This is a genomic window from Paractinoplanes lichenicola (assembly GCF_016785085.1).
GTDB classification, from domain to species: Bacteria; Actinomycetota; Actinomycetes; order Mycobacteriales; family Micromonosporaceae; genus Actinoplanes; species Actinoplanes lichenicola.
In genome coordinates this window covers 28,372-50,741 of record NZ_JAENHO010000022.1, presented here as the reverse complement: position 1 = coordinate 50,741, position 22,370 = coordinate 28,372, and the positions used below count along the sequence as shown (strand labels likewise).

General features: G+C 72.3%; 16 protein-coding genes. 10 read left to right on the top strand and 6 right to left on the bottom strand.

Features of this window, described 5'->3' with window-relative positions:
- Positions 1-2 precede the first annotated feature (2 nt).
- The gene (locus tag JKJ07_RS51440; RefSeq protein ID WP_307834807.1) at positions 3-5,000 is read right to left on the bottom strand and encodes an MMPL family transporter; all 4,998 of its coding nucleotides are present in this window, start codon (positions 4,998-5,000) and stop codon (positions 3-5) included.
- 63 nt (positions 5,001-5,063) lie between these two features.
- Entirely contained in the window at positions 5,064-5,942 is an 879-nt protein-coding gene (locus JKJ07_RS46605; protein WP_236031357.1) for a hypothetical protein, read from the bottom strand.
- Positions 5,943-6,172: 230 nt separating this feature from the next.
- On the opposite strand from JKJ07_RS46605, the gene JKJ07_RS46600 reads away from it, so the two are divergent.
- A complete protein-coding gene (locus JKJ07_RS46600; RefSeq protein ID WP_203078223.1) occupies positions 6,173-6,781 on the top strand; it encodes an FKBP-type peptidyl-prolyl cis-trans isomerase in 609 nt (202 codons plus the stop codon).
- Position 6,782: 1 nt separating this feature from the next.
- On the opposite strand, the gene yaaA is transcribed toward JKJ07_RS46600, so the two are convergent.
- A complete protein-coding gene (gene yaaA / locus JKJ07_RS46595) occupies positions 6,783-7,580 on the bottom strand; it encodes a peroxide stress protein YaaA (RefSeq protein WP_203078222.1) in 798 nt (265 codons plus the stop codon).
- Between the two features lie 9 nt (positions 7,581-7,589).
- A complete protein-coding gene (locus JKJ07_RS46590; RefSeq protein ID WP_203078221.1) occupies positions 7,590-7,934 on the bottom strand; it encodes an STAS domain-containing protein in 345 nt (114 codons plus the stop codon).
- Between the two features lie 195 nt (positions 7,935-8,129).
- Here JKJ07_RS46590 and pgm point away from each other — a divergent pair, with 195 nt between their 5' ends.
- Together pgm and JKJ07_RS46580 are read left to right on the top strand one after the other, a co-directional pair.
- Complete coding sequence (gene pgm / locus JKJ07_RS46585; RefSeq protein ID WP_203078220.1) at positions 8,130-9,773, top strand: phosphoglucomutase (alpha-D-glucose-1,6-bisphosphate-dependent); 1,644 nt, start codon at positions 8,130-8,132, stop codon at positions 9,771-9,773.
- Between the two features lie 73 nt (positions 9,774-9,846).
- Entirely contained in the window at positions 9,847-12,198 is a 2,352-nt protein-coding gene (locus JKJ07_RS46580) for a putative bifunctional diguanylate cyclase/phosphodiesterase (protein ID WP_203078219.1), read from the top strand.
- Here JKJ07_RS46580 and gnd read toward each other — a convergent pair.
- Complete coding sequence (gnd, locus tag JKJ07_RS46575; protein WP_203078218.1) at positions 12,195-13,634, bottom strand: NADP-dependent phosphogluconate dehydrogenase; 1,440 nt, start codon at positions 13,632-13,634, stop codon at positions 12,195-12,197. The two genes, JKJ07_RS46580 and gnd, sit on opposite strands and share 4 nt — an antisense overlap.
- 175 nt (positions 13,635-13,809) lie before the next feature.
- On the opposite strand from gnd, the gene JKJ07_RS46570 reads away from it, so the two are divergent.
- The 3 genes from JKJ07_RS46570 to JKJ07_RS46560 all read left to right on the top strand — a co-directional run bounded on the left by JKJ07_RS46570 (position 13,810) and on the right by JKJ07_RS46560 (position 18,099).
- Positions 13,810-14,124 (top strand): type II toxin-antitoxin system PemK/MazF family toxin, encoded by a 315-nt coding sequence (locus tag JKJ07_RS46570; protein ID WP_203078217.1) that lies wholly within the window; start codon positions 13,810-13,812, stop codon positions 14,122-14,124.
- Positions 14,125-14,311: 187 nt separating this feature from the next.
- Entirely contained in the window at positions 14,312-16,192 is a 1,881-nt protein-coding gene (locus JKJ07_RS46565; protein WP_307834806.1) for a SpoIIE family protein phosphatase, read from the top strand.
- 29 nt (positions 16,193-16,221) lie between these two features.
- A complete protein-coding gene (locus JKJ07_RS46560; RefSeq protein WP_203078215.1) occupies positions 16,222-18,099 on the top strand; it encodes a substrate-binding and GGDEF domain-containing protein in 1,878 nt (625 codons plus the stop codon).
- Here the strand turns inward: JKJ07_RS46560 and JKJ07_RS46555 are convergent.
- Positions 18,053-18,952 carry a ricin-type beta-trefoil lectin domain protein gene (locus JKJ07_RS46555; protein ID WP_203078214.1) on the bottom strand — a complete coding sequence of 300 codons (900 nt, stop codon included), beginning with the start codon at positions 18,950-18,952 and terminating at the stop codon, positions 18,053-18,055. The two genes, JKJ07_RS46560 and JKJ07_RS46555, sit on opposite strands and share 47 nt — an antisense overlap.
- 139 nt (positions 18,953-19,091) lie before the next feature.
- Between JKJ07_RS46555 and JKJ07_RS46550 the strand changes: the two genes are divergently transcribed.
- The 4 genes from JKJ07_RS46550 (at position 19,092) to JKJ07_RS46535 (ending at position 22,361) form a co-directional block, all read left to right on the top strand.
- Positions 19,092-20,261 (top strand): acyltransferase family protein, encoded by a 1,170-nt coding sequence (locus JKJ07_RS46550; protein WP_203078213.1) that lies wholly within the window; start codon positions 19,092-19,094, stop codon positions 20,259-20,261.
- Positions 20,242-21,495 (top strand): erythromycin esterase family protein, encoded by a 1,254-nt coding sequence (locus JKJ07_RS46545; RefSeq protein WP_203078212.1) that lies wholly within the window; start codon positions 20,242-20,244, stop codon positions 21,493-21,495. The genes JKJ07_RS46550 and JKJ07_RS46545 overlap by 20 nt, the downstream gene beginning before the upstream one ends.
- A gap of 72 nt (positions 21,496-21,567) precedes the next feature.
- Positions 21,568-21,909: an ArsR/SmtB family transcription factor gene (locus JKJ07_RS46540; protein ID WP_203078211.1), complete on the top strand. Its 342-nt coding sequence runs from the start codon at positions 21,568-21,570 to the stop codon at positions 21,907-21,909.
- On the top strand, positions 21,906-22,361 hold the full coding sequence (locus JKJ07_RS46535; RefSeq protein WP_307834805.1) for an SRPBCC family protein: 456 nt from the start codon (positions 21,906-21,908) through the stop codon (positions 22,359-22,361). Before JKJ07_RS46540 ends, JKJ07_RS46535 begins: the two co-directional genes overlap by 4 nt.
- The last annotated feature ends 9 nt before the right edge of the window (positions 22,362-22,370 follow it).

Genomic DNA, 22,370 nt, shown 5'->3' with positions numbered 1-22,370 from the left:
ACCTACTCGGCGGGCTCGTCACCCTCCGGCTTGCGGCGCGGCGACGTCACCTGGTCGGCCAGCGTCGCGGGCCGGCGAGCGGGCTTGTGCTCGGCCAGGCTCTCGGGGCGCTTGCGTTCCGTCGTGGGCCGCCGGGTGTATTGGGCCAGGTCGGCGGGGCGGGTTTCGCGCAGGTGGTCGCCGAGGTCGGCCGGCCGCGTCGTGCGCAGGTGGTCACCCAGGTCGGCCGGGCGTCGCTGCGCGGGAACAGCGGGCGCCTGCGGCACGGGCGGCTCGGCCTGCTTCCGTACGGGGAGGGGCTGCTCGCCGACCTGACGCCTGGGCAGCGGCTCCCGCACCGGCGGCGTGCTCGCTGCGGGCTCGGTCACCGGTCGCGTGTTCGCTGCGGGCTCGGTCACCGGTCGCGTGTTCGCTGCGGGCTCGGTCACTGGCCGCGTGTTCGCTGCGGGCTCGGTGGCCGGTCGCGTCGCCGCGGGTTCCGTCACCGGTCGCTTCGGCAGGGACTCGGCCGGGCGGCGCTTCGGGAGCGGGTCGCCGGCTCGGCGCTGCGGCGCGGGCTGGGCGGTGCGGCGGGGGAGAGGCCCGTCGTACGGGGCCGGGCCCGGATCCTCGGGCACCGGCGCGGGCTCGTCGAAGATCGTCGGGCGGCGCTGCACCGGGGGTGGGGTGGGCTCGGACGTGCGCCGGGCCGGGAAGAGGTCGGAGAGGCGGCTGGCCGTGCCGCTGCCGCTGGTGGGCGGCTCGATCAGCGACGACGACGGCGGCTCGGCGGGCCGCACCGGACGCTTCGGCAGCGGTTCGGCCACCGGCTTGGCAACCGATTCGGCGCCCGGGCTGGCTGCCGGCTCGGCCACCGATTCGGCTCTCGGGTCGGCTACCGGCTCGGCCGAGGCGACCGGCACCGGCGGCGCGGTGGGCGTGCCCGGAATGATCGGCGTGGACGGCTTCGACGGCGTCTTCGGCTCGGCGGGCGGGGCCGACGACTCGAGGCGGCGGGCGCGCGCGATGTCAGGCGCGGCCATCCGGCGGGTCGACTCGAGGCCGGGCAACGTGAGCCGGCGGGTGGCGTCGAGATCGGGGGCGTCGAAGCTGCGGGTGACGGCCGGATCGGCGTCGTCCCCCGCGGACACCGGCTCCTCGGCCGGCTCGGGCCGGGAGACCGGGTCGGACTCCGGGGTGACGATGACGCCGGAAGTCTCCGGATCCGGGGACTCGAAGGCCCGTACGGCCTCGCGGTTGGGCGCCTCGAAGATCGCGGTGGCGTCCAGGTCGGGCGCGTCGAAGCTGCGGGTCAGGTCGAGCTCGGGCAGCGAGACGCTGGCGGCGGGCTCGAAATCGGGCCGGTCACCGAAGTAGGGCACCGGCGGTTCGGCCGGAAGCTCCAACGAGCTCGCGAACGTCCCCGCCGCCGAGGGCCCGAAGAAGAAGTCGTCCGGAGCGGAGTAGTCGGTGTATTTGCTCACCGACTCCGACCGGTAGACCCCGGGCTCGGGATAGAAGGGCACCGGCAGGTTGAGCGAGGCCGCAGCCAGCGGCGGATCGGGCTCGACCAGCTCGGCGTCGACGACCTCGGCCTCGTCAGCAGCGACCGGTTCCTCGTAAGCCGGGTAGGACGCGGCGTCGACCAGCCGATCGTCAGGCACGGCAGCAGCCGGCGCATCGTCCGAGACCGCGGCGACCGCCTCGTCCTCCCCGAACGCAGCAACCGGCCCGCCATCAGGAACGGCGGCAATCGGCTCGGCGTCCGGGATGGCGGCGACCGGCTCGTCGTCCGGAGCGGCGGCAACTGGCGTGTCATCCGAGGTGGCGGCACCTGGCATGTCGTCCGGAACGGCGGCGATCGGCTCGTCATGCGGGACGGCGCCGATCGGCTCATCGTCCGGGACGGCGGCGACCGGCTCATCGTCCGCGATGGCGGCGATCGGCTCGTCATCCGGGACGGCGGCGAACGGCTCGTCATCCGGGACGGCGGCGAACGGCTCATTATTCGTGATCGCGGCAGCTGGCTTCGGATCGGCGGCCGGAGTGTCACCCGGCTGGTCCCGATCGGTGGCCGTGCCGATCACAGGCGTTGCCGCGACAGCCGGCGCCGAGACCGAAGCCTCGCCCAACTCCGACTTTTCCGTAATTTCGGATTTGGGGTCGAGATTGGAAGAGGGCGCGGCGGTGGCAGTGGGGGCGCCGGTGGCAGAGGCGGAGGCGGACGCGGGGTTGGGGGCGGAGGTGGAGGAGCTAGAGACGGCGGCCTCGGAGGATGCGGCGACGAAGTCAGAGGCAGAGTCGCTCGCGGGGGCCGAGTCGGAGGTGTTGTCTCCGGCTGAGGCAGTGGGGCCGTCGCCAGCAGGGGTGAAAGTGGGGTCCGTGGCATCGGCGGAGTCACCCGCGGGGGTGTTGTCGCTGACTGAGGCGGCGGCAGGCGTGGATGTGGAGTCCGCAGCGTCGGCGGAGTCACCCGCGGGGGTGTTGTCGCTGACTGAGGCGGCGGCAGGCGTGGAAGTGGAGTCCGCAGCGTCGGCGGAGGCAGCGACGGAGTCACCCGCGGAGGCAGGCGTGGAAGTGGAGTCCGCAGCGTCGGCGGAGGCCGCGACGGAGTCACCTGCGGAGGCAGGCGTGGGAGTGGAGTCCGCGGCGGCGGCATCAGAATCGGCCGGATCGTCCTCGATGATTTCGGCGTCGACGACGTCGTCCTCGACCCGCGGGATGACCTGCGTGGCGGCCTCACGCGACGACAACGCCTGCGCCATCCCAGGCGGCAGCAGCAACACCCCCGCCGCTTCCCGGTCCCACTCGGCCTTCTTCTTGGCTGCTGACGGCCCCGGCGGCAGAGCCAGAACGGCAGTAACCTCACCAACCGCATGCCGCCCCGACGGCAGCGCCGGCTGCTCCCCCGCGTGCTCGGCCAGCCCGGCCCGCTCCTGCAGCCGCTTCAACGGCCCCGGGGCCCACCACACGGCGTTGCCCAGCAGCCCCATCACGGCCGGCACCAGCAGCATCCGCACCACGGTGGCGTCCAGGAACAGGGCCACGATCATGCCGACGCCCACGAACCGCATCGTGGTCACCGACGACAGGGCGAACGCCCCGGTCACCACGATCAGCAGGAGCGCCGCCGCGCTGATGACTCGGCCGGTGCGGGCCAGGCCGACCGTCACCGCCTCGGGCGTCGAGGCGCCGTGGGCGCGGGCTTCCACCATGCGCGAGAGCAGGAACACCTCGTAGTCGGTGGACAGACCGAACACCACGGCCGCCATCAGCACGACGATGCCGGCTTCCAGCGGGGCCGGGGTCACGCCGAGGAAGCCCGCGCCGTGGCCGTCCTGGAAGATCCAGACCAGGACGCCGAAGGTGGCGCTGAGGCTGAGCGCGCTCATCACCACGGCCTTGATCGGCAGCAGGATCGAGCCGAAGGCCAGGAACATCAGGATCAGGGTGGCCCCGACCAGCATGCCGACCATCCACGGCAGCTTGGCCGCGGTGGCCGACAGGCTGTCCACGTTGCGGGCCGTGGTGCCGCCGACCAGCAGTTCGGCGCCGTTGGGCACGGGCAGCGAGCGGATGTCGTCGACGACCTGACGGGCCTCGACGCTGAACGGGTCGGTCGACTTCAGGGTCGCGGTGAAGACGGTGATGTCGCCGGCGCGCTGGGCGGGGCCGAGCTGGGCGATGCCGTCGATCTGGCGCAGCGTGACGGCGAACGCCGAGGTGTCGGCCTGGCCGCGCAGCACGATCGGCACGTCGTCGCCGGTGAACTGCGGATAGCCGGCCTTGAGGGTCTCGATCGCCACGCGGGCCGGGTCACCGGCGGGCAGCGTACGCTCGTCGGCCTCGCCGAAACGGACACCGGCGATCGGCGCCGCCAGGATCAGCAGCCCGGCCAGGATCGGCAGCACGAAGAGCACGGGGCGGCGCAGCACGGCCGCGGCCAGCCGGCCCCAGAACGATTCCTCGGAGCGGACCGGCTTGCCGGAGAACCGGCCGGGCAGCCGGATCGGCAGTTTGTCGACGCGCGGGCCGAGCAGCGCGAGCATCGCCGGCAGCAGGGTCAGCGAGAGCACCGCGGCCAGACCGACCGCGGCCAGACCCCCGTACGCGAGGGATTTGAGGAACCCTTGCGGGAACAGCAGCAGACCGGCGAGCGCGATCATCAGCAGTGACGCCGAGAAGACGACCGTGCGCCCGGCCGTCGCGACCGTGCGGCTCACGGCCTCGGCCGGTGCGCGGCCCGCGGCTTGTTCCTCGCGGAAGCGGCCGACCATGAACAGGCCGTAGTCGATGGCCATGCCCAGGCCGAGCAGGCTGGCCACGTTGACCGCGAATGAGTTGACCTCGTGCACGTTGGCTACCGCGTGCAGGACCCCGAGCGAGCCGAGCACCGCGGCGCCGCCGACGAGCACGGGCAGCGAGGCCGCCACGAGCGAGCCGAACAGGAACAGCAGCAGGATCAGCACGACCGGCAGCGAGATGATCTCGGCGCGGGCCAGGTCTTGCGTGGAGCGGGTGGAGGTGGCGTCGGAGAGCACGACCCCGCCGGAGAGCTGCACCTTTGTGCCCTCGACGGCGAACTTGTCGTCGATCTCGCGGAACGCCTCGAGCTTGGCGCCGTCGTCCGCGCCGGCCAGCGTGACGATCGCGATGCCGCTGGTCTTGTCCTTCGCCGCGAACTGCGAGGACTTCGTCTGCCAGTACGAGGTGGTGCCGGTGACCGCCGACTTGGGCAGCAACGCCAGCCTCGTCCGGATCTTCTTGCCCAGCTCGACGTCGTCGATCTTGACCTTGTCGGGCGTGTAGAGAACGACCAGGTCGCCGCCCTGCGCGCCGAACGCCTTCTCGACCGCCTCGGCAGCCTGCGACGACTCGCTGTTCGGGTCCTGATATCCGCCCTCGGTGAGCTGGCCGAAAACACCGAGCCCCCAGACGCCCGCGCTGATCACCGCGACGAGCGCGACGGACAGCACCGGCCACCGGAAGCGGGCGACCCACGATCCCCAGCCCGCGAACACGTCAACCCCTCTGATCGTTCCTCACTACCGCCGGGTCCCGGCTGGCGTGTTTATGAGACCACTTCACGAAAGCGTCGCCGCTTCCAGGGTTACCCCTGCGCAACCCTTCCCGTACGCACTGTCGGTGCTCCACGTGAGCCGCAGCTGGCCGGATCTCGGCGCCTGGTAGGCCACGGTCACCACGGCGGTACGCAGCGTGCCACCACGGTTGTCGAGAACGGTAGAGCCGGTCGAGTCGCCGGTACTCAGCCGGGCGGTCAGCTTTCCGCGCGCGGAGACCGACCCGACGTAGAGCTTGAGGATCCGCGGGGTGGTGCCGGCGGGCGCGGTGAGCGTGAACCCGTTGCCCTGGCCGCAGGTGCGGATGCCCGTACGGGTGCCGGTCGTGCTGGCCACCGGGTCGCCGCCGCTCCACGTGAACGTCTGCTGGCTCAGCGAATGCCGGAAGCGGGGCGCGGTCGGGGCGCCCTCGAGGATCCGGAAGTCGCCACCCTTGTCGCGTTCGAGCGAGAACGTCCCGTCGAGCCCCCAGTGCACCCAGTCGCTCTCGCCCTCGGCCGACAGATCAACCTTTGCCGGTACGGGCCCCTGCGCGATCCGGAGCTGGTCGCGTGAGGGGGCGCGGGTGGCCGGCGGCGGGGTCGTCTTGGGCGGGGTCGGCGTGGGGCTGCCGAGCGGGATCAGGCCCTGGCTCGGTGGGGTGGGCAGCCGCACGTCGCCGAGCGCGGGGGCGGGCGGGTCCAGCGGCGGGGCCTTGTCGGGGCCGTTCAGGGCGCGGGCGGCGACGAAGCCGAACCCGATGACGACGAGGACGCCCGCGAGGATCACGGCGGCGGACGAGAGGTATTCGTTCCACTCGTGCCCGGCGTTCTTCCGCCGTCCCGGGGCATCGGCGCGGTGGCTGGTCCGGCCTCGGCGGCGACCATCCGCGGTCGACGGCAACCGACCCTCCTGCAAGTGCGTTACCGGTGGTTCACAGAGCGAACTAAGGTGCGTGAGTGCTAAACAATGGCACTTCGATGCGTGACGCAGTAGAGCGAAATCAGTAACCATCCGTACGGGCGATCATCCGCCTCAGCGGTTCGGCCGAGGTTTGCCGTGGGGTTCGTCACCGCGACGGGTACCGTGTCCGAAGTTTCCGGCCCACGCCGATACAGGAGAGTCGAAGACATATGAGCACCGAGACCGCCCGCCCCATCACCGGCGACACGGCGAAGCGCCGCACGCAGGCCGTCGCCGGCGCCGTTGCCGGGGTGGCCGTCATCGCCGTCCTGGTGACCGTCTTCGTCACCGTCCGCGGCGGCTCCGACGAGCCCGCGGCCCAGCCCGCCGCCGCCCCGGCCTCCGCCGAAGCCGCGCCCGAGGCCGTGCCGACCGAGGCCGCGCCCACGGAGCCCGCCCCGGGTGCGCCCGCGCCGGTCAGCACCCCGCCCGAGCTGTCGAAGGAGCCGGTCGTCAAGCCCGGCACCGGCAAGCTGACCGAGCTCAAGGTGACCCCGCTGGTGGCCGGGCGCGGCCCCGCGGTCAAGGCGGGCCAGACGGTCACGGCGAACTACGTGCTCATCAGCTACACCAAGGGCGAGGTCATCGACTCGTCGTGGAAGCGCGGCGAGCCGTTCAGCACCCCGATCGGCACCGGCCGCGTGATCCAGGGCTGGGACAAGGGCATCCCCGGCCAAAAGGTCGGCAGCCGCATCCAGATCGACGTCCCCGCCGCCATGGCGTACGGCGACGAGCAGGGCGACCTGCGCTTCGTAGTCGACATCCTCGCGGCGCAGTAGGTCAGAGGTCGGCCACCACGATGTCCAGCTGACGAGGGCGGCCCGCGGGCGCGGGCTGCTCCTCGACGGTGTATTTCAGGTCGCGCAACGCTGTGACGATCTCGTCCACCGAGGTCGGCGCGGCGGCGGTCTCGGCCAGGGAGCGTACGAGCCGGCCTTTGGTCGCCTTGTTGAAGTGGCTGACCACCGAGCGCTTGGCCACGCCGCCGACCACCCGCTCGTGCAGCACCCGGACGGTGGCCGACGAGGCCGCGGGCGGCGTCCACATCGCGCCGTAGGCTCCCGAGCGCAGGTCGAGCACGGGCCGCCCGGCCGCCTCGCGATCGAGGGCCTTGGGCAGAGCCTTCTTCCAGTACGAGGTCATCCCGCCCAGCACCGGCAAGGTCACCCCGACCGACAGCCGATAGGCCGGGATCCGGTCGTCGAGCCGCACCACGCCCCACAGGCCCGAGAACACCACCGCTCGCGCATCCAGCCAGGCGCGGGCGGCCGGCGCCAGCGAGTGCGCGTCCAGGGCCTCGTACAGCACGCCGGTGTAGACCGAGGCGGCGGGAGCGGCGGCGGCCGAATACAGCGACGCGTTGCGGGTGACCTCGTCGGCCTGGCCGGGGGAGAGGCCGAGCACGGCCAGCGACTCGGCCGTCGCGCGGGCGCTGGTCCGCTTGCTCATCGCCACCAGGCGCGACAGCACCCGCTTGCGGGCCGTCGTCAGCGCGGGCAACCACAACGAGGCCGGGTCGACCGGGTCACCGGAGGCGGCGGGCGTCTTGCCCTCGGACGGCGGCAGCAGGATCAGCACCCCGCGAGATTAGTCGGCGTCCCGCCCGACCAGCGCGTCACCCACTGTCTGATAGACCGCGAGCCGCGGCGTCAGGCCGACCGTGTCGAGCAGCCGGCCCAGAAACTCGCTGGGGGCGGCCAGCCGCAGCCAGCCCCCGCCCTCGGCCGCCCGGTTATGGCCCACGATCAGCGCGCTCAGGCCGGTCGAGTCGCAGAATTCGATGCCGGAGAGGTCGACGACGACCCGCGGCGCCGGTCTGTCGAGCACCTGGTCGAGCGTCGTGGTCAGGGTGGTGCCGTTGTCGATGTCAAGATTGCCGCGAATTGTGACGACTACCGAGTCGTCCGCGTTCCCCACCACGGACACATGCACGACGACCTCCGGTCTGAAGATTGGGCTGCGATACCTTCTGCCCAATCGGTGACCGAAAGTCACCCGGAAGCCGAGATGCCGGGACGGAAAGGTTTCACCGGCTGGACAACCGCTTACCGAGCGGCTGTCGAGGGCATGGGATATCTATACGCTCCTAGGCAGATCCACGCTCCACGCTCCCAGGGAGGCCACCCCATGTCCGTCAACCCCCGCGCCGGAAAACCCGCCGAGCCGCGCGATCTGATCGACGTGCCCCGGGTGATCTCGCGCTACTACACCGAGCACCCCGACCCTCAGGTCGTCGGCGAGCGGGTCGCCTTCGGCACGTCCGGCCACCGCGGCTCCAGCCTCAAGAGCGCCTTCAACTCCGACCACATCGCCGCCACCAGCCAGGCGATCGTCGAGTATCGCCGCGCGCAGGGCACCGACGGCCCGCTCTTCCTGGGCCGCGACACGCACGCGCTGAGCGAGCCGGCGATGATCACGGCGCTCGAGGTGTTCGCGGCCAACGACGTCACCACGCTGATCGACAGCCGCGACGGCTACACCCCGACCCCGGCCGTGTCGCACGCGATCCTGACGTACAACCGGGAACGCTCCAGCGGCCTGGCCGACGGCGTGGTGGTGACCCCGTCGCACAACCCGCCGGCCGACGGGGGCTTCAAATACAACCCGCCGAACGGCGGCCCGGCCGACACCGACGCCACCAAGTGGATCCAGGACAGGGCCAACGAGCTGATCGCGGCCGGGCTCGAGGGCGTCCGCCGGATCCCCGCGGCCCGCGCCCGGCAGTCCGAGTCGGTCTCCGGGTACGACTTCCTCGACGCGTACGTGTCGGATCTGCCCGCCGTGATCAACCTCGACGCCATCCGGTCGGCCGGGCTGCGCGTGGGGGCCGACCCGCTGGGCGGGGCCAGCGTCGCCTACTGGGGCGCGATCGCCGAGCGCCACGGTCTCGACCTCACGGTGGTCAACCCGAACGTCGACCCGACCTTCGGCTTCATGACGCTCGACTGGGACGGCAAGATCCGGATGGACTGCTCGTCGCCGTACGCGATGGCCTCGCTGATCGAGCAGAAGGACCGCTTCCAGCTGGCCACCGGCAACGACGCGGACGCCGACCGGCACGGCATCGTCACCCCCGACGCCGGCCTGATGAACCCCAACCACTACCTGGCCGTGGCCATCCAATATCTGTTCGCCAACCGCACCGACTGGCCCGCGGGGGCCGCCATCGGCAAGACCCTGGTCTCCTCATCGATGATCGACCGGGTCGCCGCCGACCTGGGCCGCCGCCTCGACGAGGTGCCGGTGGGGTTCAAGTGGTTCGTGCCGGGCCTGCTCGACGGCTCGATCGGCTTCGGCGGCGAGGAGAGCGCGGGCGGCTCGTTCCTGCGCCGTGACGGCGGCCCGTGGAGCACCGACAAGGACGGCATCCTGCTCGACCTGCTCGCCTCCGAGATCCTGGCCGTCACCGGGCGCACGCCCAGCGAGCACTACCGCGACCTGACGGCCAAGTTCGGCGAGCCCGCGTACGCGCGGATCGACGCCCCCGCCACCCGGGAGGAGAAGGCGATCCTGGGCCGTCTCTCGCCCGAGCAGGTCACCGCCAAGGAGCTCGCGGGCGAGCCGATCACCGCCGTGCTCACCACCGCCCCCGGCAACGGCGCGGCGATCGGCGGGCTCAAGGTGGCCACCGAGTCGGGCTGGTTCGCCGCCCGCCCGTCCGGCACCGAGGACGTCTACAAGATCTACGCCGAGTCCTTCCACGGGCCCGACCAGCTGGCCCGCATCCAGGAGGAGGCGCGCGCCGTCGTGGGGGCCGCGCTGAAGGGCTGATCTGCTCAGATTTCGCGTCCGGCGGCCGACAGGAGGGCGGTAGGGATTACCGACTCAGGCCACTAGGACGCGCATGACTGGTCCCGTGGGACCCGCCGCCCGGCGTGCGGGTACCGGGCTCGCACCTCTGCTGATCGCGGCGGCCGCCACCATGACGGTCGCCGTGTGGCTGATGGTGCGCGATCCGCAGGCCGTGGTGCTCGGCTACGTCTGGGGGCCGGTCGCGATGATCGGCGCGGCCTGGTCGCTGCAGCGCATCGGCGCGATGGTCATGCTGCCCCGGGTGATGCGGGCGTTCTGGCGCCAGCTCGGGCACGCCGCGGTCATCCTGCTGATCAGCTCGAGCACGGCCCTGGCCCTGGCCAACAACAACGCCGGCATGTCCCTGTACGTGGCGGTGCCGATGCTCACCGGCATGTTCTGGACCATGACGGCGTTCCTGCGGCTGCCGGTGACCGACCGCGCGCCGCTGAGCTGGCTGCGAGTGCTGCTCGACGGGGCCACCGTGGCCGTCGCGGCCGGAATCGTCTTCTGGTACGTCGTGCTCAGCTCGGCCCCGCCCGGCACCGACCTGGCCACCCGCGCGGTGGCCGGCACGGTCGGCGTCGCCGGCGTGCTGTGTCTCGTCGTCATCGGCAAGGCCGGCGGCCGCGCCGACGGCCCGATCGACCCGGTCGCGCTGCGCCTGCTGACCGCCGCCCCCATCGTCGCGGTCACGCTGGCTGTGCTGCTGATCGCGGGCAACGACTTCGCCCGCCTGACGATCTCGGTGGGGGGCAGCCCGCTCGTCGCGTTGTCCTTCGCCGCGGCCGCCTACCGGCAACGCCGGGTGCTGGGCCGGCCCGCCGCCGAGGCCGCGCCCCGGCCCTTCCGCCGCACCCGCACCGAGGCGGTGCCGTTCCTGGCCGTCGGGGCGACCGCCGTGCTGGTCACCTACGTGTCGGTGCACGAGATGACGTCCCGCCAGCGCACCCTCATCTTCGCCTCGGTCGTGATCGCCGTGCTGGTGGCGGCCCGCGTGCTGCTCGGCCTGCGCGACAACAACCGGATGCTGGCCGGCCTGCGCGAGCAGCAGGCCGAGCTGCAGCGGCTGGCCCTGACCGACCCGCTGACCGAGCTGGCCAACCGCACCCGCTTCGTTGCCGTGCTGACCGAGCGGCTGGCCGCCCACCAGCCGGCCACCGTGCTGCTCATCGACATCGACGACTTCAAGATGGTCAACGACACGATGGGCCCGGCCCTCGGCGACCAGCTGCTCTATCAGGTGGCCCAGCGGCTGCGCGGCACCAGCGCGGCCCGCGAGCTGTCGGCCCGGACTGCCGGGTCTGCTGGGGACGAGTTCGCCGTCTTGTCGGCCCGGCTCGGTGGTGACGAGTTCGCCGTGCTGCTCGACGTCGAGGAGGTGACCTCGGCCGAGGAGGCCGCGGCCCGCATCCTGCAGGCCCTGGCCGAGCCGTTCCGGGTCGGCGAGCACCAGCTGCTCGCCCACGCCAGCCTGGGCGTCGCCATCGCCGGCCCCGGCGACTCGGCCGACGAGGTGCTGCGCAACGCCGACATCGCCATGTACGCGGCCAAGGAGGGCGGCAAGGCGGCCTGGACCCGGTTCGAGCCGCGGATGCGCCAGGACGTCGTCAACCACGCCCGCCTCGGCAGCGAGCTGCACAACGCGATCATCCGGCACGAGCTGTTCCTGCTCTACCAGCCGGTCTTCGACATCGTCACCGGCCGCCTGCACGGCGCCGAGGCCCTCGTACGGTGGAAACACCCGACCCGCGGGTTCGTCTCGCCGGGCGATTTCATCCCGGTCGCCGAGCGCTCGGGGCTGATCGTGCCGCTCGGCTCGTGGGTGCTGCGCGAGGCCTGCGAGCAGCTCGCCCGCTGGCACCGCGAGCACGGCGACGGCGCGATCAAGGCGATCAACGTGAACGTGGCGGTCCGCCAGCTGCGCGAGTCGGGCTTCGTCGACGAGGTCGCGGCCGTGCTCAGCGAGACCGGGCTGCTGCCGCAGAATCTGGTGCTCGAGGTGACCGAGTCGTCGGTCGCGGACGGCCGGCAGGTGCGCGAGACGCTGCACGCGCTGCACGAGATGGGGGTGCGGCTGGCCCTGGACGACTTCGGCACCGGCTCGTCGTCGCTCAGCCTGCTGCGCGCGTTCCCCGTCGACGTCCTCAAGCTCGACAAGTCGTTCGTCGACGGCATCACCGAGGGCGAGGACCGGGGCCGCCTCGCGGTAGCCGCCGCCGTGGCCCAATTGGCCGAGTATCTGCAGCTCAGCGCGGTCGCCGAAGGTATCGAGAGCGAGGCGCAGCTGGTCCGGCTGCGCGAGATGGGTTACCGCCTCGGCCAGGGCTTTTTCATGTCGAAGCCGTTGCCGGCCGAAGAGGCCGGCGCGCTGATGAGCACGCCGGCCCCGGTGGTGGCCTAAGCCTCGGTCTCGGGGCGGCCCTCGGCGGCCCAGAGGGTGTGGAAGCTGCCGTCCTTGTCGACTCGGCGGTACGTGTGGGCGCCGAAGAAGTCGCGCTGGCCCTGGATCAGGGCAGCGGGGAGGCGCTCGGCGCGCAGGCCGTCGTAGTACGCCAGCGCCGACGCGAAGCCGGGGGCCGGGATGCCCTGCTGGGCGGCCGTGGCCACGACCCGGCGCCAGGCGTCCTGGGCGCCGCTGACGGCGTCGAGGAAGTAGCTGTCGACGAGCAGGGTGGCCAGTTCGGGCTGCTTGTCGTACGCCTGCTTGATGAAGTCGAGGAACTTGGCCCGGATGATGCAGCCGTCCCGCCAGATCTTCGCCATCGCGCCCGGGTCGATCGCCCAGTCGTATTCCTTGCTGGCCGCCTGGATCTGCTGGAAGCCCTGCGCGTAGGCCACGATCTTGGAGGCGAACAGCGCCTGCTCGACGTCGGCCTGCAGGTCGCCGCCGTGGGCGCCGGACGACGCGGACGGGCCGGGCAGCGCCGCGTCCTTGGCCGCCGCGCGCACGTCGGGACCGCCGGAGAGCGCCCGCGCGAACACCGACTCGGCGATGCCGCTGACCGGCACGCCCAGGTCGAGGGCGGCCTGCACCGTCCAGCGGCCGGTGCCCTTCTGCTCGGCCTGGTCGACCACGATGTCGACGAACGGCTTGCCCGTCTCGGCGTCGACCTGCTTGAGCACCTCGGCCGTGATCTCGATCAGGTAGGAGCCCAGCCGGCCCTCGTTCCAGCCCCGGAACACGTCGGCGATCTCGGCCGGCGAGTGCCCGCCGACCTGACGCAGCAGGTCGTACGCCTCGGCGATGAGCTGCATGTCGGCGTACTCGATGCCGTTGTGCACCATCTTGACGAAGTGCCCGGCGCCGTCCGGCCCGACGTGCACGCAGCACGGCTCGCCGTCGACCTTGGCCGAGATGTCCTCCAGCAGCGGGCCGAGCGCCTCGTACGACTCGGGGGAGCCGCCGGGCATGATGCTCGGGCCGTGCAGCGCGCCCTCCTCGCCGCCGGAGACGCCCGTGCCCACGAAGTGCAGGCCGCGCTCCTTGAGGGCCGCCTCGCGCCGGCGCGTGTCCAGATAGTGCGCGTTACCCGCGTCGATGAGCATGTCGCCCTCTTCGAGCAGCGGGGCGAACTCGTCGATCACGGCGTCGGTGGGCCCACCGGCCTTCACCATGATGATCACGCGACGCGGCCGCTCGAGGCTGGCCACGAACTCCTCGGCGGTCTCGGCCGGGATGAACTTGCCCTCGCTACCGAACTCCTCCACCAGCTCCTTGGTGCGACCGTAGGAGCGGTTGTGCACGGCCACGGTGTGCCCGTGCCGGGCGAAGTTGCGAGCCAGGTTCCGTCCCATCACCGCGAGGCCGGTGACCCCGATCTGTGCCTTCTCCGACATCATTGACACCCTTCCCTAGCAGCAAGCCACGCCGCCTATTCTTACGGCTCCGTCATGATCAAGGTTCACCCCCGTGCCACGCTGTCAGCACAGTGGGATTTTCCGCCGGTGTGCCTCGCGGTGCCCTAAGATCGCGCGGCGGTAGGGTCTATCCCATGCCGAGCGGGACGCGTCCATGAGGCGCGGCGAGATCTGGACCATCGGCAACCGCACCGACCTGCGCTATCGAGTTCTCGTGCTCTCCGCCGACTCGTTCAACGAGCGCGACAACGCGTCGCCCTTCTGCGCGCCCATCGTGCGTCAGCGCGGGGTCAACGAGCTCCCTCCGTACGCGGTGGCGCTCACCGAACAGGATCCGATCACCGGCGTCGTGGTGGTCAACCGGATGCGCCGGCTCCCCGCCGCGGTCGGCGCGGAGCGCATCGGCATGGTCACCGGCGCGAGCATGGCCCGCCTGACCGAGGCTATGCGGTCACTCTTCGAGTTGTGAGCCTTTCTTCCGCCTTAAGTGCCCTTGTCCGTTCAACCCTCGACGCACTCCATCGGGTCACCCCCGGTCGGGTGACCGGGGCGACGTCACGCCGCAGGTAGCGAACGGTCGAGATGTTCGGCCGATGACGACCCCCGTTCCGCTGACGTATTCAAGTAAGCGGCACTCGGGACGGGGAGGACAAGGCGTGACACAGGCGTACGCGGCGGCGGTGGAGAGCCTGCGCCCCAGCGTGCCCACCGGCACCGGTGAGGCCGCGCGCCTGACCGTCGAGCGCGCGGTCGGGCTGCTGGCCGGTCGTGCCCGCTGCCGCCTGGCCGACGCCCACCGTCACCTGCTGCGCATGGCCGCCGAGGAGGATCGCGGGCTGGTCGAGGTGGCCACCGGCGTGATCCGGATGCTCGACGTGGCCGACCCCGACACCGGCGTCGTCCTCGGGCTCGACACCGACCGCGTCCCGGGCCGGCTCGGCGCGCCCCTGCGCCGGTTCGCCCCGTGGATCGGCATGGTCCAGCGGGTGCTCGACGTGGCCCCCGGCATGGCCTCCTACCTGAGCGCCGAGCGCGGCCCCGACGGCCGGCTGAGCGACCTGATCTGGGCCGCCGCCAGCCCCGACGCCGTCGCGCCGAACGGGCTGCGGGGCGCCCAGCTGATCGGGTTGCGGATGGCGGAGCACTTCCCCGAGGTGCCCGGCACCGACCGCTGGCTCGCCTACGAGCACGTGCTCGACACCGGCGTGCCGGCCGCGCTGGGCCCGTTCCCGCACCGCGACGGCACCTACTCCGTACGGGCGCACCGCCTCGGCGAGGGCCTGCTGATCAACTGGACCCGGCACGACGAGCACCCCGGCGGCATCGCCGAGCGCCTGGCCGGCACCGAGCGGCTCGGCAACCTCGGCTGGGGCGAGTGGGATCTGATCAGCGGCGAGATCTACTGGTCCGACCAGCTCTACCGGATCTTCGAGCGCGACCCGCGGCAGGGCCCGCCCGACCCGGCCGACGAGGCCGGCCTCGAGGAGGCTCTGCTCGAAGCGGATCGGCCGTTGCGGGCCGCCGCCAAGGCCCAGCTCGACCGCGGCGACCGGGTCGACGTGATCACCCGCGTCCGCGTCAACGGCCGGGTCAAGCACCTGCGTACGGTGGCCGACGCCACCCGTGACGCCGACGGGCGGCCGCTGCGCGTCTACGGCATCGTGCAGGACGTCACCGAGCAGGAGACCGGCGCCAAGCGGCTGGCCGAGGTCGAGCGGCAGCTGGTCGAGCAGCGCCGCAGCCTGGCCGCCGAGCACGAGCTGGCCGGTCGCCTGCAGCGGATCATCCTGCCCCTGCCGGAGGGCCCGATCGTGCTGCCCGGGCTCAAGGTCGCCGTGCGCTACCTGCCGGCCGGGCAGGAGAGCCTGGTCGGCGGCGACTGGTATCACGCGGCCGAGCTGCGCGACGGCTCGGTGCTGCTGGCCGTGGGCGACGTGGCCGGTCACGGCACCCAGGCCGCCACCGCGATGGCCCAGCTGCGGCACGCGCTGCGCGCCCTGGCCGTCACCACCAGCGACCCCGGTCAGCTGCTGTTCCACCTCAACCGGCTGACCTGCGAGCTCGAGCGCGAGTCGCCCGAGATGGCGGCCACGGCCGTCGTCGCCCGCTTCGACCCGGCCCGCCACGAGATCGTCTGGGCCCAGGCCGGTCACCCGCCGCCCCTGCTGGCCCGGGGCGGCCGCACGGCGCCCCTGGAGCGGCCGGCCGGCCCGATGCTGGGTGTGGTCGACGACGCGACGTATCAGACCGCCAGGGTCGACTTCCGGGTCGGCGACGTGCTGCTGCTCTACACCGACGGCCTGGTCGAGCATCGCCGCCGCGGCCCCGACGACGGGCTGGCCTCGGTCATCGCCACCGTCGACGAGGCCGTGCGGGCCTCGCCCGACCAGCCGCTGGGGCAGCTGATCTCCCGGCTGCGCCGCACCAACCCCGACGACGACACCTGCATCCTGGCCGCCCGGCCGATGACCGGACAGACCCAGGATCTGCGCAGATATCTCTCCGGAGCGGCCAAAATGTCGCATCTGCGCCGCTGACCGCGCGATTTCGGGAGATCATGTCGGCCGTGAGGGGTCGCACGTACGGTGTCCTGTCGCCCTTCGTCGGGGGCGACTATTACGGCACCATCATCGCCGGGGCGAACGAGGCCGCCGTGGCCTCCGGCGACCGCCTGCTCGCGCTGCAGACCCTCGACCCGGGCTCCTACAACGCCGACCGCAGCGGGGTGCCCGACTATCGGCGGCCGGTCGCCTGGGGCCACCTGGCCGGGGTCATCGTGCTGGCCGGGGCGATCCACGAGACGTACGCGCAAGCGGTTCTGCACGCCGGAATCCCGGTGGTGACCGTAGGGCACGAGATGCCCGGCTGCTCCGCGGTGTTCGCCGACAACAGCGCGGGTGTCCGCGCGGCGGTGCTGCACCTGATCGAGCACGGGCACGAGCGGATCGCGTTCGCCGGGCATCTGGCCCACTTCGACGTGCGGGAGCGGCGCGAGGGCTACGAGGCCGCGCTGGCCGAGCGCGGCGTCGAGCTGCCCACCGACCTGCTGATCGACGCCGGCGACAACCACGAGAGCGGCGGCGAGCTGGCCGCCGACCTGCTGTTCGCGGCCGGGATGCCGGCCACCGCGGTGGTCTGCGGCACCGACCGCAACGCGATGGGGCTGATCCGGCGGCTCGGCGAGCACGGGCAGCGCGTCCCGGCCGACGTCGCCGTGGTCGGCTTCGACGACCTGGCCGGCGCCATGTACATGCGGCCCAGCCTGTCGACCGTGCGCCAGGCCGCCGACGAGATCGGCGCGGCCGCCGTCGGGCTGCTGGCCGAGCTGGCCGGGCAGCCCCGGCCGGGCCGGATCGTCCGGCGGGTGCCGACGACCTTCGTGCGGCGCGACTCGTGCGGCTGCCCGCCGAGCGGCCTGCCGGTCACCGAGGATCTCACCCGCTATCTGTTCGGGCAGGTCGTCAGCCTCCAGGAGACGCTCAACATCCAGCACGAGCTGGGCATCGACCTGCTCGGGGCGCACGACCGCGACCCCCGCGAGCTCGGCTGGCTCAAGCGCACCACGGCCTTCGCGGGCTGCCTCGGGCTCTGGCACGAGGGCGCGGTGCCGGCGACCGACACGGAGCTGCGCGTCGAGGGGGAGTATCCGGCCGGGCGCGGGCTGGCCGGCGCCACCATGCCGGTCAGCGAGTTCCCGCCGCCCGAGCTGTTCGAGCTGGCCGACGGCGCGTCCGGCGACGCCGTGTTCGTGGTGCCGGTGCGCAGCGCGACCCGCGACTGGGGCATGCTGGCCGCGGTCGGGCACATCCAGCAGAGCACCCCGCCCGGCAGCGAGATGATGAACCAGTCGGGCGCCCTGCTGGCCGCCTCGCTCGACCGCGGCGCGATGGTGGCCGCGCTGCGCGAGCAGGAGGAGCAGCTGCGCGATGCCGCCCTGCACGACCCGCTGACCGGCCTGCCCAACCGGGTGCTGCTGGCCGACCGGATGCGCCAGGCCGCCCTGCGCGCGGCCCGGCTGGCCGGGCACCGCTTCGCCGTGCTGTTGCTCGACCTCAACGGCTTCAAGGCGGTCAACGACTCGCTCGGGCACGCGGCCGGCGACGTGCTGCTGATCGAGGTGGCGCAGCGGCTGACCGGGCTGCTGCGCGAGTCGGACACGGTGGCCCGGCTCGGCGGCGACGAGTTCGTGGTGCTGCTCGACGGGCTGCCCGCCGACGGCGCCGAGGGCCTGGTTCGCGACAGCATCGCGCTGCGGCTGACCGAGCCCTACACGATCGACGGCGGCCGCGTCACCGTCGGCGTGAGCATCGGCGTGGCCCTGAGCGGGGTCGAGGCCGACGACCCCGACCACCTGCTGCGCGAGGCCGACGCCGCGATGTATCGGGCCAAGCTGGCCGCTAAGGCAGCGTCCAGCTCTGGCTCGGCTCACCCGAGCACGCGCTGACCGTCGCCGCGGTGGCGCCGCGGCCGGGGTCGGTCAGGCAGCCGCCGCTCGCCGAGTTGACCAGCGTGCCGTCCCCGGCGGAGCGCCACTGCGACGAGTCGCCGTCTCCGCAGTCGGTCACCCGTACGGTGCCGTCGCCGGTCGACTGCGCGCACTTGCCCGCGACCCGCAGCGTGCCGTCGGCGGCCAGGGTGAACGACTGGTACGCGACCGACATGCACCCGTTCACCTGCACCGGGCTGCCGTTCGAGCCGAACAGGCTGCCCAGCGCCAGGCAGCGGCCGCTGGCGGCGGTGATCGCGCCGGTGCGGTCCGAGGCGGGCGGGGCGAGGGTGGGGTCGGTCGCCGGCACGCTGGCCGGAGGCGCGCTGGACGGGGTCAGCGTCTGGAACGACGAGCTGGGCGTCACCGTCGCGCTCGCGGAGACGCTGGCCGAAGCACTGGCCGAGGCGCTGGCGCCGGCCGAGGCGGTCGCCCCCGGTCCCACGCTCTGGGCCGGCTGCTCCAGCGGCGCCTGGCCGGGAATGGCGGGCAGCGCCGTGCCGGGCCGGGGCAGCTCGGGGTCGGCGGCCGGACCGAAGATCAGATAGCCGACCACGCCGAGGGCCAGCGCGGCCCCGCCGGCGAAGATGCCGAGCCGGGCCAGCGGGTGCAGGGTCAGCCGGGACCGCTTGGGCGGGGCAGGCTCGTCCTCGACCGCGGGCTGCACGAGCGTGTCGGCGTCCATCGGCAGGTCGGCGGTCTCGGGCCACTTCTCCGGCTGCTCGTCCGGCGCCCGCTCAGCCTCGGCCACGGCCTTCACGTACGGCCGCACCAGCACGGGATCCTCGCCCCGCACGTCGTTCTCCGCCATCAATTCTCCCCGGGCCCGGGTCCACGGTGGACCGGTAGGAGAACATACGCCACATCAGCCCGTATCGATCACCCCATTCCGGACTTTAACCGTACGTATTGGTCTGATCATTAAGCGGTGAGTGGCGTATGGTCGCCGGATGCCGCCGACCCCTCGGATGGCGTGGCTCGACGGGCTGCGGGCCGTGGCCGTCCTGCTCGTGCTCTACGCCCACCTGAGCCGGTACGTGCTGACCGACGCGCGCGCCGTCACCGCCGAGTGGCTGCACGCCGGGCCGGCCGGGGTCATGCTGTTCTTCCTGGTCAGCGGTTACATCATTCCGGCCTCGCTGGAGCGGCACGGCAACCTGCGCCGATTCTGGATCGGCCGCGCCGGACGGCTCCTGCCGCTCTACGCCGTCGTCACGGTCGCGGTGGTCGCGCTCGGCCTCTATCGCCCGGCCGATCCCGCGACCGCCGCGGTGGCCCACGCGACGATGGTCCCGTTCCTGCTCGGCGAGCCCCTGGCCATCCCGGTCTTCTGGACGCTCGCCTACGAGATGGGGTTCTACCTGCTCGTCACGGCCCTTTTCGCCGTACGGCTCCAGCGCGCCGACGCTTTCATGGCGGTGCTGCTGACCGTCGCCGCCGTGCTGACCGCGCCCCTCGCGCCCCAGGCGATCCGCACCCCGTACGCCGTTGTCGTGCTCGTCGCGGGCCTGGCCGCCGTGCTGAGCGGGCGCCGCCGGGTCGCGATCGCCGGGGGAGTGGTGCTCGGCGGGCTGGCCCTGACCCTGGCCGTCACCGGCTCGGGCCCCTCGCACGCCTGGGACGGCCTGCTCATCGTGGCCGTCATGTTCACCGGCACCACGATCTATCGCGCCGACTCCGGGCAGACCGGATGGTGGCCGGTCGCCGTCGTGGCCCCGCTGGTGGCGGCCGGGCTGCTGGCCAACTGGCTCGCCGAGCTGGCCTCGCTGGACGCGCTGACCCCGCGCTACGTGGCCCGCTCGGTGCTCACGCTCCTGGTCTTCGCGGGCGCGTTCGCGATCGGCCGGCTGACCCGCCGCCGGCGTACGCCGCCCTGGCTCGCCACGATCGGGGTGATCAGCTACTCCGTTTATCTCACCCACTACGTGGTGTTACTGCTGATGCGTCCGATCCTCGGGCACGACGCGATGGCGGTGGCGTACGTGGCGGTGGTGCTGGCCGTGTCGTGGGTGACGCATCGTTACGTGGAGCTGCCCGGTCAGCGGTGGGCGCGCCGGATGTCGGACGTATGGGACCAGCCGCAACGGGTATCCCGGCCCCATGCACCGGTACGGGGATGAGGTCGCCGCGGTCGCCCGGCCCCTGGTCGACGAGGGGGACTTCGACGTCCTGCTCGACCGGATCGGCGACGCCCGGGTCGTGATGATCGGCGAGGCCAGCCACGGGACGCACGAGTTCTACACGTGGCGGTCCGCGCTGACCCGTCGCCTGATCGCGGAGCGTGACTTCTCGTTCGTCGCCGTCGAGGGGGACTGGCCGGATTGCCAGCGCGTCGACGCCGCCGTACGGGGCTCCGCGGCGACGCCGTTGGAGGCGCTGCTCGGCTACGAACGGTGGCCGACCTGGATGTGGGCCAACGAGGAAGTCGCCGACTTCGCGGACTGGCTCCGGTCGCACAACGCCACCCGTACGGAGAAAGCGGGTTTTCACGGCCTCGACGTCTACTCGATGTGGGAGTCGCTGCGCGAGGTCATCCTCTGGCTGCGCGAGCACGACCCGGAGGCCGCCGACCACGCCGTGGACGCGTACCAGTGCCTCGCCGCGTACTCGGAGGATCCGCAGTCCTACGCCTGGGCGACCAAATTCCTGAAGGCGAGCTGCGCCGACGAGGTCGTCCGGATGCTCATCGAGCTGCGCGGGCGCGAGCTCGCCGTGTGGCAGAACGCCGAGGTCGTGGCGGGCGCCGAGCACTACTACCGGGCGATGGTGGCCGGCGGCGCGAGCTCGTGGAACGTACGGGATCGGCACATGGAAGCGACGCTGGCCCGGCTGCTCGATCACTACGGCGAGGGCTCGAAGGCCGTCGTCTGGGCGCACAACACGCACGTCGGCGACGCCAACGCGACCGACCAGGCCGAGCTGGGTGAGGTGACCATCGGCTCGCTGGCCCGCGAACGGTTCGGCGCCGGCCAGGTCGTGCTGATCGGGCTGGGCAGCCACCGCGGCTCGGTCATCGCCGGTCGCAGCTGGGGCGCGGGCATGACCGAGCTGCCCGTGCCGCCCGGCCGGCCCGGCTCGCTCGAGGACATCCTGCACGCGACCGCCCCGCCGCGGGCCCTGTTCGTCTTCCCGCCGCCGGCCGAGCGCCCCGACCTGCTGATCGACGCCGTGCCGCACCGGGCGATCGGCGTCGTCTACCGCCCCGAGCACGAGCGGCTCGGCAACTACGTGCCGTCCGTGCTGGGTGACCGCTACGACGCGTTCCTGTGGTTCGACGAGACGCGTGCGCTGCGTCCGCTGCACCCGTTGCACGTCGACACCCACGAATTCGAGACCTACCCGACTGGCGTCTAACTCCTCGACCGCTTGACACGCCACCTGGCGGGCGTATTCTCAACCTGTCAGTTTATAAACCAGGTGGTTGTCATGACGGATTTCCTCGACGGCGTCTTCGCCGCCCTCGCCGACCCGACCCGGCGCGCGATCCTCGATCGCCTCGCCACCGGTGACGCGACCGCGGGCGAGCTCGCCGCCGACTTCCCCATCAGCGCGCAGGCCGTCTCGAAACACCTCAACGTGCTCGAGGCGGCGGGCCTGATCGTCCGCACCCGCGAGGCGCAGCGGCGGTGGTGCCGCATCGTGCCCGCACAGGTGCAGGCGGTCGCCCAGTGGGCCGAGCAGTACCAGCGCCTCTGGGAGCAGCGGTACGACGCGCTCGACGACTACCTGGGCCGGCTGCAGTCCGGCCCGACCAAGGAGGAACCGTGAGCATCAACGTTCAGACCCCCACCGACACCACCCTCGTCATGAGCCGCAGCTTCGACGCGCCCCGCGAGCTCGTCTTCGCCTGCCACACCGAGCCCGAGCACCTCCGCCACTGGTGGGGCCGCGGCAACCCGCTCGACGTCGACATCGACTTCCGGGTCGGCGGCAAATGGCGCTTCGTCGAGCACGCCGACGGCCAGGAACACGCCTTCCGGGGCGAGATCAAGGCCATCGACGCGCCGAACAGCTTCACGTGGACGTTCGAATACGAGCCCATGCCCGGCCACATCCTCACCGAGCAATACGTGTTCACCGAGGAGGGCGGCAAGACCACCGTCACGTCCTCGTCCACCTTCGACACCAAGGAGGACCGCGACGGCATGATCCAGTCGGGTATGGAGGCGGGCGCCGAGCAGTCGTACCGGGCCCTCGACGCCTACCTCGCCAAGCTCTGACCAGGTGTG

What these genes read in the sequence shown, in the direction of transcription:
- JKJ07_RS46600 (WP_203078223.1), top strand. Translation starts at nt 6,173, where the DNA reads ATGAGCACCGAGACCGCCCGCCCCATCACCGGCGACACGGCGAAGCGC.
- pgm (WP_203078220.1), top strand. Translation starts at nt 8,130, where the DNA reads ATGTCCGTCAACCCCCGCGCCGGAAAACCCGCCGAGCCGCGCGATCTG.
- JKJ07_RS46580 (WP_203078219.1), top strand. Translation starts at nt 9,847, where the DNA reads ATGACTGGTCCCGTGGGACCCGCCGCCCGGCGTGCGGGTACCGGGCTC.
- gnd (WP_203078218.1), bottom strand. Translation starts at nt 13,634, where the DNA reads ATGTCGGAGAAGGCACAGATCGGGGTCACCGGCCTCGCGGTGATGGGA.
- JKJ07_RS46570 (WP_203078217.1), top strand. Translation starts at nt 13,810, where the DNA reads ATGAGGCGCGGCGAGATCTGGACCATCGGCAACCGCACCGACCTGCGC.
- JKJ07_RS46555 (WP_203078214.1), bottom strand. Translation starts at nt 18,952, where the DNA reads ATGGCGGAGAACGACGTGCGGGGCGAGGATCCCGTGCTGGTGCGGCCG.
- JKJ07_RS46550 (WP_203078213.1), top strand. Translation starts at nt 19,092, where the DNA reads ATGCCGCCGACCCCTCGGATGGCGTGGCTCGACGGGCTGCGGGCCGTG.
- JKJ07_RS46545 (WP_203078212.1), top strand. Translation starts at nt 20,242, where the DNA reads ATGCACCGGTACGGGGATGAGGTCGCCGCGGTCGCCCGGCCCCTGGTC.
- JKJ07_RS46540 (WP_203078211.1), top strand. Translation starts at nt 21,568, where the DNA reads ATGACGGATTTCCTCGACGGCGTCTTCGCCGCCCTCGCCGACCCGACC.